Below are 12,153 nucleotides of genomic sequence, written 5' to 3'. Positions count from 1 at the left end.
ATGGGGCAGGCCCGACGGCACTGCCCCGGGAAGGCGCCCCGTCAGCGTTGCACGCCGCGCAGATAGGCGGACAGTGCCACGATCTTTTCGGGCACCGGCCGTGTTACGCCCGCGCCGGTATCGACCCGCACCAGCGGCCCGGTCATCAGATCGCCCATCGGCGGCATGGTCCGCGCGCGTCCTGGCTGGCCCTGCGCGTAGCCGTCGATCTGGTCCAGCACTGCCGTCATGGGGAAGCTGCCCCCATTGCGCGTCGACAAAAGCGTCAGGTCCGGCCCCACCCCGCCGCGCGCATCGGTGCCATGGCACCCCGCACAGGAGGCATCGAACACCGCCCGCCCCGATTGGCTGGGCGCGGGCACGCAGCCCGCAAGGCCGGTTGCCGCGATCACGGCCAAGATCAGGGTTTTGCGCAACATGGCTTCAGACCTCTCATATACTTGTGGTTCGTGCCAGCCTGTCAGGGCTTGCCAGCGCGCGCCATGATCTGTGACAAGTACAGGGTGGCGCATGACGTGCCCATGCAACTTGGGGTTGATCTTGGGCGGGAAGCAACCGCCTTTGCGGGCAGTCGCCCGAAACCAAAGCGTCGAAGCCGCCTGTCAGGGGCCAGATAAGGGAATGCACCATGTTTCTGTCGGTGTTTGATGTGTTCAAGGTGGGGATCGGCCCTTCTTCCAGCCATACCATGGGGCCGATGGTGGCGGCGGGGCGGTTTCTGGACCGGCTGCGTACCTCGCCCTTCTCGGCGCATGGGGTGCGGGCGACGCTGCACGGATCGCTCGCCTTCACGGGCGCGGGACATGCGACCGACCGCGCGGTGAAGCTGGGCCTGTGCGGGTTCTTGCCCGAAAGCTACGAGGCCGAAGCCGCCGAAACCGCGCTGGCCGCGGTGCAAGACACCGGGCAGGTGACGCCTGCGGGCCTTAGCCCGCTGCGCTTCGATCCGGTCCGCGACCTGGTTTTCGACTACGGCCCGGCCCTGCCCGGCCACGCCAACGGCATGGTGCTTCAGGCCCGCGACGCGCAGGGCGATGTGGTCTTGCAAGAGACCTATTATTCCATCGGCGGCGGCTTCGTGCTGACCGACGCGGAACTGGCGCAGCGCGATGCGCCGCCCACAGGCCCTGCGGTACCCTATCCGTTCACCCGTGCAGCGGCGATGCTGGACATGGCGCGTGACAGCGGCAAAAGCATCGCCGAGATGAAGCGCGCGAATGAACTGACAGCCCGCAGCCCCGCCCAGCTTGACGCGGGAATCGCGCGGATCTGGCAGGTGATGCGCGATTGCATGGACCGGGGCATGGCCGCCGAGGGCGAGTTGCCCGGCGGCCTGCGCGTGCGCCGCCGCGCCTGCGCAATCCGCAGCGCGCTGGTGGCCGAGGCCGGGCGCAACCTGACCGCGCCGCATATCATCAACGACTGGATCAGCCTCTATGCCATGGCGGTGAACGAGGAAAACGCGGCAGGCGGGCAGGTCGTCACCGCGCCCACCAACGGCGCGGCGGGCGTGGTGCCCGCCACCATCCGCTACTGGCTGGACCATGTGCCGGGCGCCGCGCCCGCGCGGGTGGAAGAATTCTTGCTGACCGCCGCCGCCATCGGTGGGCTGATCAAGCATAACGCCAGCATCTCTGGCGCGGAATGCGGCTGTCAGGCCGAAGTCGGCAGTGCCGCCGCCATGGCCGCCGCAGGGTTCTGCGCCGTGCTGGGCGGCAGCCCCGCGCAGGTGGAAAACGCCGCCGAAATCGCGTTGGAGCATCATCTGGGCATGACCTGCGACCCGGTGCGCGGGCTGGTGCAGGTCCCTTGTATCGAACGGAACGGCCTGGGCGCGATCAAGGCGGTATCCGCCGCCAGCCTGGCGCTGCGCGGTGACGGGGCGCATTTCATGCCGCTGGACAATTGCATCGAAGCGATGCGCCAGACCGGGGCGGATATGTCCGAAAAGTACAAGGAAACCGCGCTGGGCGGGCTGGCGGTGAATGTGCCGAACTGCTGACGGGCGCGCGCGGCACCCTTGGCGCACGGGCTTGCCGGCGCTGGTCTATTCCCACCCCGGCGCGGCGCGCAGTGCGTCCAGCACCGTCGGCAGCGCCACGCGGGGCAAGATAACCAGCATCCCGGGGCGCTCAAACGTCACTTCAACCGATTCTGCCGCCACCTCGTTCGACGTGCCGCTGATTCCATCGGGGGCAAAGCGCAGCCCGCCGATCTCCCACCGCAGGCCCCGGCTGTGCCCGCTGACCGCCGCCATCGGGAACAGCGAGAAACGCGACCCCACCGCCAGATTCAGCGCCAGCGCGGGCGGGGCCAGAAAGCACAGGTCCGGCCCACCCAGCACGATCACCCGCCGCCCCGGATGCAGCGCCAGCGTGTTGAACGCCGCCAGCGTGTGATCCAGCCGCGCCCCGGTGAACCCGACCGCCAGGATGAAAGGCGCCGCAACCGACCGCAGACATTTGGAAAAATCGGTGCTGTCCTGCTCGGCAATCGGGAACAAGGCCCCCTCGGGCAGGGCCGCCTTTGCCGCCGCCGAGATCGAATCAAAATCGCCGATCACCGCGCGCGGGCGCAGCCCGAAGCGCAGCGCCACATCCGCCCCACCGTCCGCCGCGACAACCTCTGGGGCGAAACGCAGGGCGTCGTGCAGTGTCTCTGCATCGGTTTCCCCGCCGCCGATCAACGTGACGCCGGTGTTTGATTGGACAATTTGCGTCATTCGTATACTTTCTGAAATAAGGCAGTGTCCCAGGTCCGGGGCCATAATCCGATCACGAAATTACCCCTATCTGACCATTCAAACGCACAGCTATCAGGTATTGTCACATGGTGAAGCTTAGAAGAGGCGCGTAACAGATGGTTGGTCAAAGCAAAATCCTGACGGTGTCCTATGGCACATTCTCCTGCACGCTGGAGGGCTTTGAACAACCCTTTTCCACGATGCAGGCGATTGCAGAGTATTTTCGCGACCTCGCATCCAAGGACCGGTATTTCGGCGCCGAGCCGCCGACGCCCGATGCCGAAATGCTGCATCGCATCGCCGAGCGCGAGATCAAGCGCCGTGTGAATGCCAAGATCGAGGACAACAGCGTCGTCCTCAGCCCCTATGATGAGCCCTGGGACGAAACGCCGGCGCAGCAGGCCATCAGCGCGCCCAAGGCCCGCGTCACGCCACCCCATGCCGAGGTACAGCCCGCACCCCGCGCCGCGCCGCGCGCCAAGGACGATGCCAGCGCCAAAACCGCGCCCAGCGCCACCCTCAACAGCAATGGCCCCAACAATTCCGGCACCAGCAATTCGGGCCCCAGCAATTCCGGCCCCAGCAATTTGGGCCCCAGCAATTTGGGCCCGCGTGCCAGGGCCACGGCCGCCATCCAGGATGCAGCGCCGCAGCCCCCCGTCACAGAGCCCGTCGTTACGCAGCCTGTCGCAACGCAGGTCGTTGAGACACAGGCCATTGAGACACAGGCCATTGAGACACGGGCCGTTAAAGCGTCAGTCGCTGAAACGCAGAATGGCCTCGATCAGACCGACGACACACCGCCCTCCCTCGCCGCGCCCCCGGCCAGTGCTTTGGCCCGTGGTATCGCCAGTGACGCCCGGCCCAACCGCGCGGGCCCCGCTGCGGATGATGTGCAGCCGACGGTGCAGCCCGCCGACCCCGCGCCGCAGGGCATCACCGGGGATGATGGCGTTTCCGCCAAACTTCTGCGCATCCGCGCCGCAGTCGCACAGGCCCGGCAATCCGCCCCTGCCCCAGCCACGGCAAAACCCTTGCCCGAAGGCTTCTCGCTGCGCGAAAACACCCAGACCGCCGCCCGCGCAACCGACGCCCAGACCGCCGAACGCGCAGCCGCCCAAAAGGCCCAAGCCGAGCGCGAAGCCGCCGAAAAAGCACGCGCCGAGGCTGAGAAAGCCGCAGCCGAACGTGCAGCAGCCCAAAAGGCCCAAGCCGAACGCGAAGCCGCCGAGAAAGCACGCGCCGAGGCAGAAGCCGCAGCAGAACGTGCAGCCGCACAGAAGGCCCAAGCCGAACGCGAAGCTGCCGAGAAAGCACGCGCCGAAGCGGAAGCCGCAGCCGAACGCGCAGCCGCGCAGAAGGCCCAAGCCGAGCGTGAAGCTGCAGAGAAAGCACGCGCCGAGGCAGAAGCCGCAGCCGAACGTGCCGCCCAAAAGGCACAAGCCGAGCGCGAAGCTGCCGAGAAAGCACGCGCCGAGGCGGAAGCCGCAGCAGAACGCGAAGCCGCGCAGAAGGCACAAGCCGAGCGCGAAGCTGCCGAGAAAGCACGCGCCGAAGCGGAAGCCGCAGCCGAACGTGCCGCCGCGCAGAAGGCCCAAGCCGAACGCGAAGCCGCCGAGAAAGCACGCGCCGAAGCGGAAGCCGCAGCCGAACGTGCAGCCGCCCAAAAGGCCCAAGCCGAACGCGAGGCTGCCGAGAAAGCACGCGCCGAGGCTGAGAAAGCCGCAGCCGAACGCGCCGCAGCCCAAAAGGCCCAAGCCGAGCGCGAAGCCGCCGAGAAAGCACGCGCCGAGGCAGAAGCCGCAGCCGAACGTGCAGCCGCCCAAAAGGCCCAAGCCGAGCGTGAAGCTGCAGAGAAAGCACGCGCCGAGGCTGAGAAAGCCTCAGCAGAACGTGCAGCCGCCCAAAAGGCCCAAGCCGAGCGTGAAGCCGCCGAGAAAGCACGCGCCGAGGCTGAGAAAGCCTCAGCAGAACGTGCAGCCGCCCAAAAGGCCCAAGCCGAACGCGAAGCCGCCGAGAAAGCACGCGCCGAAGCGGAAGCCGCAGCCGAACGCGCCGCAGCCCAAAAGGCCCAAGCCGAGCGTGAAGCCGCCGAGAAAGCCCGCGCCGAGGCGGAAGCCGCCAAGCAGGCGCAGATCGACGCTGACAGCGGGCTCGCGGATGAAGAGGATGACGACGCCCCCGTGGCGCCGGGCAACACCGCCCGCAGCGATGAGGTCCGCGCCGCCGAGGAATTTGCCCGCGAACAGACTGCGCGCCGGGCGGCCCGCCAGCAGACCACGGACGCAAGTCCCCGCAGCCTGCCGGACGCTGGGACAGAAACCCCCGCGCCTATCGGAACAGGTCGTCAAACCGACGCGCCCGATGACAGCGCCTTCGACAAGGCGCAGGCCGCCGCGCTGGCCGAGATCGCAGCCGGGGATGACGCCCGCGTCAACAAGATGCGCGCGCTGCTGGCCCGCGCGTCCCAGCCGGGCACGCCTTCAGGCGGTCTTGATGTGCCGATCCGCGTCGCGCCGGTGAATGCCGCAAAAGCCGCCGAACTGGCCGGCGCGCGGATCACCGACCCGACCCACCTGCCCATGACCGAAGAACTGTCGGATGAGGACGCGCCCGCACAGGGGGTTTCCGCAGCTGTCGCAGCGGCTGTCATGGCGGAGGGTGCCAATGCCGAACCCGCTGCGGCGTATCTGCGTCACAGCGACCCGCGCGACATCCGACTGACCACCAATCTGGACGACGCCGACGCGACATTTGCTGATGACACAACCGATGCGCTGGACCGTGCGATGGAACGCATGGCCGCCGCCCCCAATGCGGCGCGCGCGTCCGATCAACACGATGCCACTGCAGAAGTACGCGCCACCGACGCCGCCTTGGCAGACGATGCCGCCCGCGCCATCGATGGCGCCCCCGCGCTGGACGATCGGGCGTTTGACGATCAGGCCTTTGACGGGCCGATCCACGACCGCGACATGCAAGACGCCCAGATCCAGCCTGAATCCGCGCCCGAATTCGAGCCGGAAATCGTCCTGCCCTCGGCGCAGGACATCCGCGCGCAGGTACGCGCCTTCTTGGGCACGACGGGCCTCGATCAGACGCAAGAAGCCGAACTGGTCGGCGAGTTGACCGAAGTCGAACAAGCCGCCGCCGTGCTGCGCGCCACCCGTGCGCGGGGCCGGGTCCGGCTTCAGGGCGCGGCCGATGAAACGGCCGTGAACCGCCTGCTGCAACAGACCGACACGCAGCTGCAAGGCCCCGAATCGCAGCGCCGCCGCTCGACCATCGCGCAGCTGAAAGCCGCCGTCGCCGCCGCCCGCGCCGATGAACGGGTGGACGGCCCGCGTCGCCCCGAACTGGCCGAGGCCCGCGTGATGACCAAGTATCGCGCCGATCTGGAAACCACGGTCAACCCGCGCAAGCCAGAACCCGAACCCGCGCCGCAAGAACCCGCGCGCCCGCAACGGCCCGCCAGTGTGGACCGCCCCACCCATACCCGCCCGGTAATGGCACAAGCGCCGCTGATGCTGGTGTCGGAACTGCGCATAGACAAGCCAGGTGCGGCACAGCCCGCCGAACCGACGGCTGCGCGAACTGCCGCGCCGGGCCCGGTCACGCCGGTGCGTCCGCGCCGCGTCGCACTCAGCGCGCTGGCCGAAGTCGACACCTATGACGAATCCGACACGCCACCCGCGCCAGCGGTGCCGCGTTTTTCGCAATTTGCCGCCCAGCTGGACACCCCGACGCTGTACGACCGGATGGAAGCCGCTGCCGTCTACACCGCCCGGATCGAGGGGCGCAGACAATTCGGCCGCGCGCAACTGATGCACCACGTGCTGGAACTGTCCGACGTGCAAAGCTCCAACCGCGAGGATGTGCTGCGCGCCTTCGGCTCGCTTCTGCGCAAGGGGCGGATCGGCAAGGTGGAACAGGGGATCTACGAATTGCGCCCCGGCTCACAATACGATGGCGCTGCGGCGCAGTTTCTGAACTGAGCGCCCACGCACCACGTAAACGCACCCCGCCCACGTACACGCACAGGCACAGGCAAATCCTTTCCGTCACATCGCCCAAGGCCCGGACACGCCCTGTCCGGGCCTTGGGCCATTCCGGCGATGGTCCAATCCACACAGGGCCATTTGGCACACAGGGCCATTTGGAATGGCGCCAACAAAAAGGCCGCCAATACCAAGGGGCAAAGCCCGATAGCGCCAGTCTCCATAGACCCAACCCCGATACGAACCGCCGCCGCTTAGCCCCGGTCCAGCTGGAAGGCATCGACCAACTCGCCCACCAGCGGGTTGGGAAAGCGGCGGCGCAAGGTGACGGCAAAGAACCGCTCGGATATGCCGTCCAGCCGCGCAAGTTCCACCAGCGCACCGCTGGCCAGCTCATCGCGCACCACGATGGGCGGGATCACGGCCAGCCCGGCATGGGCGCGGGTCAGCAGACGCAGCATCGCCATGTCATCGGCCTCGGCGGCGATGCGCGGCGTCAGGCCCAGCCGTTCGACCAGCGCATCGAAGGACGCGCGCAACGACGATTCCGGTGTTGGCAGGATCAGCGGCTCGTGCCCCAACAGATCAGCCAGCCCCCGCCCCATCAGATCATGTCGGGCGGGACCGATCAGACTGACCGGCTGTTCAGACAGGTCATGCACCAGAAAGGGGCTGGCGGCGTCGCGTGCGGGCACAAGGTTGGTCAGCACCACATCCAGCGACAGCGCCTCTAACGCAGGCAGCAGCACCCGCTGCGAGCCCGAGCGCAAAACGACCTCGACCCCCGCCCGCCCGATCAACGGCTCCAGAAACGCCATCTGAAAGTTGCGCGACAGCGTGCCCAGCGCGCCCACCCGCAAGGCCCGCCGCGCCCCGCCCGGATCGCGCAGCGTCGCGGTCAGGTCCGACGCGGTGCGGAAAATCGCCTCGGCATGGTCCAACGCGATGCGCCCGGCCTCGGTCAGCACCAGCCCGCGCCCGCGCCGGTCGAACAGATCATGGCCCAGCGCCCCCTCTAACGCCTTGATCTGCGTCGATAACGCGGATTGCGACAGGTTCAGGTCGCGCGCCGCACCGATCAGCGTGCCATTGCGCGCCACCGCATGAAACAGCCGCAGATGATGCAGGTTCAGGATTGCCATTCTTCTACTATACAGAACGGTTTGGCGAATAATATGTAATTTTTTAATCTTCAGCGATCCGTTATCCGGGGCCAGTCCTGACCCATGCAAAGGTGCCCCGATGTCCGATCTGTTCCCCGTCACCGCCCTTGGCCCTGTTGTCTTGCTGGGCGCAGCCGCTGTCGCGCTGGCACGGCCGGGCCCGCGCCCGGGCGCCTTCCCCAAACTGGCCGAGGGCGCGGCGCTGACCGCCTTCGCGCTGGCCCTTGCGGGGCTGATGCAATTCCTGTTCGCGGGCCCCGCGCAACTGACGCTGGCGCAAGGCCCGCTGGCGCTGATCCTGCGCGCCGATGCGGTATCGGCCACCATGGCGCTGCTGGTAGGCTTCATCGGCTGGATCGTGATGCGCTATGCCCGCAGCTATCTGGACGGGTCGGCGCGGGAAGGCACGTTTCATGGCCAGATGCTGGCGACGCTGGCCGCGGTGCTGGTGCTGGTGCAGGCGGGCAGCCTGCTGGTGCTGATCCTGGCCTTTGTGGCCGTTGGCACCGGGGTGCGCCACCTCTTGCTGTTCTATCCTGACCGCCCCGCCGCCCGCCGCGCCGCGACCAAGTTCGCCTGGGTCTGGCATGCGGGTGACGCGGCGCTGATCCTTGCCGCCGCGCTGTTGCTTCTGGCCTTCGGCACCGGCGACCTGGCACAGATCACGGCGGCGGCGGGCGCGGGGCTGCCGATTGCCGCACATATCGCCGTGGCGCTGGTGGTGCTGGCGGCGGCACTGAAAACCGCCACCTTCCCGCTTCACGGCTGGCTGACCGAGGTGATGGAGGCCCCGACCCCGGTTTCTGCCCTGCTGCATGCGGGCATCATCAACGCAGGCGGCGTGCTGCTGATCACCCTGTCACCGCTGATGCAGGCCAGCCCCGGCGCGATGGCCGCGCTGGTGATGGTGGGCGGGCTGACGGCGCTGTTCGGTGCGGTGGTCATGCTGACGCAAAGCGCGGTGAAAACCGCGCTGGCATGGTCCACCGTATCGCAGATGGGCTTCATGCTGCTGCAATGCGGGCTGGGGCTGTGGCCATTGGCGCTGCTGCACATCGTGGCGCATTCGATGTACAAGGCGCATGCGTTCCTGTCCTCGGGCGGGGCCATCACGGCGGTGGGCGACCTGCGCCGCCCCGGCCCGATCGCGGTGCCCGACGTGGCCGCAGTGGCGCGTGCCTTCGCGCTGGCCCTGGCGCTCTACGGCGTGGTGGCGCTGGGTTTCACGCTGATTGCAGGGTCAAAAACCCCGCAGGCGCTGGCGCTGGGGGGGATCTTGATCTTCGGCGTGGCGTATCTGGTGGCGCAGGGGTTGGCCGATGCCGCCCCCGTGGCGCTGATGCGGCGGGTCGGGCTGGCCTCGATCGGCGCGGCGCTGGCCTATTTCGGCTTTCAGCAAATCGCGGGGGTGTTGTGGGCTGACCTGCCCGCTGCCCCCACCGCCGGGCCGCTGGAATGGGCGCTGATCGTGCTGACGGTCCTGTCCTTCGGGCTGGTCGCGGTGGCGCAGGCGCTTTTCCCGCTGTGGGCGCATCACCCGGCGATGACCGGACTGCGGGTGCACCTGGCCAATGGCCTCTACCTCAACGCGGCACTCGACCGGCTGATCGGCGGGTTCCGACGCACGCGCACCGATTGAGGCGCGCGGCATTGATCCGCCACATGCCCGCGCCGCGACCGTCCGGCCCCCATATTCCTGCAAAAATCCCTGAAGCAAAGAGATCCGCGATGTTCAACTACCCCACCCCACCGGCCCCGCCCGCGCATGGCATCCTTGACGCGGCCCGCGCCGCGCTGCGCGCCATCCCCCCGGCCTTTCCGCTGGATGCGACGGTCGCGGTCAACCCCTTCCTCGGCCAGACGCACGAGGGGCTTGCCACCGCCGCCGCCCGGCTGGCCCGCGTGGCAGGCGCCGACCTGATGCGCCCGCGCGCGGATTTTGCCACGGCCATCGCCGCAGGCAGCATCACCGATGCCGACCTGTCGGCGGCGCTGCACCGACATGCCGGCCCCCACAAACCCCACGACCTTGCCGCGCTGAAGGCGGGGGCCATCGCCCCACGCCCCGCACCCAAGGCCCTGCCCACGCTGGCCGACCTTGCCGCCGACGCCACCGGCACCGACTGGCCGTCGGTCATCGCGCGCACCTTCGGCCTTTGGGCTGCGGGGCATTTCGACCGGGGGCAGGCGCTGTGGTCACCCGCGCCGGGGCGGCCCGCCTACAGCGCGTGGCAGGGCTGGGCCAGCCGCGATCTGACGCCGGAAATCGCCGGGCTGCGCGGCTTTTGCGCCCATGTGGGCGACGCCCCCGACACTGCCGACCGCGCCATCCTGCGCGCCGTGCGCAGCCTGGGCATCCATCATGACGCCGCCGAAACCACCTTTCACCGCCTGCTGATGGACCTTGGCGGCTGGGCGCAGCATGCGCGCTGGCTGCTGTGGCAGGCCGAACTGTCGGGCGGCAGCGATGACACGCTGGCCGATCTGCTGGCGATCCGGCTGGTCTGGGAAGAGGCGCTGTTGATCCACGCTGCCAAGGTCGGCCCCGGGGTCGCCGCCAACTGGCAGGCCACCCTTGCCGCCCATGCCGCCCCCGTGACCCCCGGCGCCGACCATGTGCTGGACGCGATCTTGCAAGACGCGGCAGAGCGCGCGCATCAACGCCAACTGGCGGGCCACCTGACGCAGGCCGCATCCGCGCCAGCGGCGACCGCCGCGCGCCCGACACTTCAGGCTGCGTTTTGCATCGACGTACGCTCGGAACCCTTCCGCCGCGCGCTGGAATCGCAAGACGCAGGCATCGCCACGCTTGGCTTCGCGGGGTTCTTCGGCCTGCCCGTCGCGCACCGGCCGCAAGGCACCGATCTGGCGCAGGCGCATCTGCCCGCGCTTTTGCGCCCCGCCCTCAACGCATGCAGCCACGCCGACCCGCAGACCGAACAGGCCAGCCGCATCAAGGCCCGCGCCACCCGCGCCTGGGGCCGCTTCCGGCAAGCGGCGGTGTCCTCCTTCGCCTTTGTCGAGGCAGCAGGCCCCGCCTATGGCTGGAAACTGGTGCAGGACGCGCTGCCCGCACCAAAGGCCGCCGCCCCCTCGGCGGCATCATCTGCGGCCCCGCGGTTCGAGCATCCGCTCAACCCCGATCAAAAGGCCGATACCGCCGCCGCCGTGCTGCGCGCCATGAGCTTTACCCAAGGGCATGCCCGGCTGGTCTTGCTGCTGGGCCATGGCGCCGGGATGACCAACAACCCGCACCACAGCGCCTATCAATGCGGCGCCTGCGGCGGGCAAAGCGGCGAAGTCTCGGCCCGGCTGCTGGCCGGGCTGCTGAACGATCCAGAGGCCCGCGCAGGGCTGAAGGCACGCGGCACCCCCCTGCCCAATGACACGCTGTTCGTGGCGGGGCTGCATGACACGACAACCGATGCGGTGACGCTCTATGCCGATGCGCCTGCGGCCAGCCATGCCAGCGACCTTGAACAGGCGCGCGGATGGCTGGCCCGCGCGGGGCAGCTTGCGCGGGTCGCGCGGGCCGCGCAACTGCCGGGGGCGGCGCCTGAAACCCTTGCCGCCCGGGCGCGCAACTGGGCCGAAATCCGGCCCGAATGGGGGCTGGCGGGCTGCGCCGCCTTCATCGCCGCACCGCGCGCGCAGACCGCCGCCGCCGACCTTCAGGGCCGCGCCTTCCTGCACAGCTACGACTGGCGGGCCGATCGGGACTTTGCCACGCTGGACCTGATCTTGACCGCGCCGGTGGTCGTAGCAAGCTGGATCAGCCTGCAATACTACGGCTCTGCGGTGGCGCCCGCCGTCTTTGGCGGCGGCAACAAGCTGATCCACAATGTCGTGGGCGGTATCGGCGTGGTGCAGGGCAACGGCGGCATCCTGCGCCCCGGTCTGCCCTGGCAATCGGTGCACGACGGCGCGCGGCTGGTTCACGAGCCCCTGCGGCTGTCGGTCCTGATTGACGCGCCACAAGACGCGATCAGCGCCGTTCTGGCCCGCCACGCAGAGGTGCGCGCCCTGTTCGACAACGGCTGGCTGCACCTCTTCGCGCTGGACGGGGGGCGGATCACCGCGCGCTACCATTCCGACGGCACATGGGAGGGGGCGGCGACGCAGGAACTGGCCGCCTGACGGGGCGCGGAGGCGGGCTCCTCCCTTCCCGGCATCCAACGCCGCAACCGGGGGGGGGAAGGTGCCGCGCCGCCCAGCCCCAAACCACGCCCAGCCCGAACCACGCCCAGCC

At 68.9% G+C, this 12,153-nt stretch carries 7 protein-coding genes; 4 read left to right on the top strand and 3 right to left on the bottom strand.

Translation table 11 applies throughout. The features are described 5' to 3' along the window. Positions 1-41: 41 nt before the first annotated feature. Positions 42-419 carry a c-type cytochrome gene (locus H9529_RS13780; RefSeq protein WP_176846826.1) on the bottom strand — a complete coding sequence of 126 codons (378 nt, stop codon included), beginning with the start codon at positions 417-419 and terminating at the stop codon, positions 42-44. A gap of 209 nt (positions 420-628) precedes the next feature. Here H9529_RS13780 and H9529_RS13775 point away from each other — a divergent pair, with 209 nt between their 5' ends. Beyond that, positions 629-2,002: an L-serine ammonia-lyase gene (locus tag H9529_RS13775; RefSeq protein WP_092885149.1), complete on the top strand. Its 1,374-nt coding sequence runs from the start codon at positions 629-631 to the stop codon at positions 2,000-2,002. A gap of 45 nt (positions 2,003-2,047) precedes the next feature. Here H9529_RS13775 and H9529_RS13770 read toward each other — a convergent pair whose 3' ends face one another. Next, positions 2,048-2,722: a thiamine diphosphokinase gene (locus tag H9529_RS13770; RefSeq protein WP_092885147.1), complete on the bottom strand. Its 675-nt coding sequence runs from the start codon at positions 2,720-2,722 to the stop codon at positions 2,048-2,050. Between the two features lie 137 nt (positions 2,723-2,859). Between H9529_RS13770 and H9529_RS13765 the strand changes: the two genes are divergently transcribed. Beyond that, the gene (locus H9529_RS13765) at positions 2,860-6,738 is read left to right on the top strand and encodes a hypothetical protein (RefSeq protein WP_190305631.1); all 3,879 of its coding nucleotides are present in this window, start codon (positions 2,860-2,862) and stop codon (positions 6,736-6,738) included. A 257-nt stretch (positions 6,739-6,995) separates the two neighbouring features. On the opposite strand, the gene H9529_RS13760 is transcribed toward H9529_RS13765, so the two are convergent. Then, a complete protein-coding gene (locus H9529_RS13760; protein WP_092885143.1) occupies positions 6,996-7,883 on the bottom strand; it encodes a LysR family transcriptional regulator in 888 nt (295 codons plus the stop codon). 100 nt (positions 7,884-7,983) lie between these two features. Between H9529_RS13760 and H9529_RS13755 the strand changes: the two genes are divergently transcribed. Both H9529_RS13755 and H9529_RS13750 read left to right on the top strand, forming a co-directional pair. Continuing rightward, entirely contained in the window at positions 7,984-9,543 is a 1,560-nt protein-coding gene (locus tag H9529_RS13755; protein WP_092885141.1) for a proton-conducting transporter transmembrane domain-containing protein, read from the top strand. 89 nt (positions 9,544-9,632) lie between these two features. Next, positions 9,633-12,041: a YbcC family protein gene (locus H9529_RS13750; protein ID WP_092885139.1), complete on the top strand. Its 2,409-nt coding sequence runs from the start codon at positions 9,633-9,635 to the stop codon at positions 12,039-12,041. The last annotated feature ends 112 nt before the right edge of the window (positions 12,042-12,153 follow it).

This window comes from Roseicitreum antarcticum (assembly GCF_014681765.1).
GTDB classification, from domain to species: Bacteria; Pseudomonadota; Alphaproteobacteria; order Rhodobacterales; family Rhodobacteraceae; genus Roseicitreum; species Roseicitreum antarcticum.
Note: the sequence above shows the minus strand (reverse complement) of the source record. Positions and strands in the feature narration are given on the sequence as shown.

Coding starts and splice junctions, on each gene's coding strand:
- H9529_RS13770 (WP_092885147.1), bottom strand. CDS start 2,722: ATGACGCAAATTGTCCAATCAAACACCGGCGTCACGTTGATCGGCGGC.
- H9529_RS13765 (WP_190305631.1), top strand. CDS start 2,860: ATGGTTGGTCAAAGCAAAATCCTGACGGTGTCCTATGGCACATTCTCC.
- H9529_RS13755 (WP_092885141.1), top strand. CDS start 7,984: ATGTCCGATCTGTTCCCCGTCACCGCCCTTGGCCCTGTTGTCTTGCTG.
- H9529_RS13775 (WP_092885149.1), top strand. CDS start 629: ATGTTTCTGTCGGTGTTTGATGTGTTCAAGGTGGGGATCGGCCCTTCT.
- H9529_RS13780 (WP_176846826.1), bottom strand. CDS start 419: ATGTTGCGCAAAACCCTGATCTTGGCCGTGATCGCGGCAACCGGCCTT.
- H9529_RS13750 (WP_092885139.1), top strand. CDS start 9,633: ATGTTCAACTACCCCACCCCACCGGCCCCGCCCGCGCATGGCATCCTT.
- H9529_RS13760 (WP_092885143.1), bottom strand. CDS start 7,883: ATGGCAATCCTGAACCTGCATCATCTGCGGCTGTTTCATGCGGTGGCG.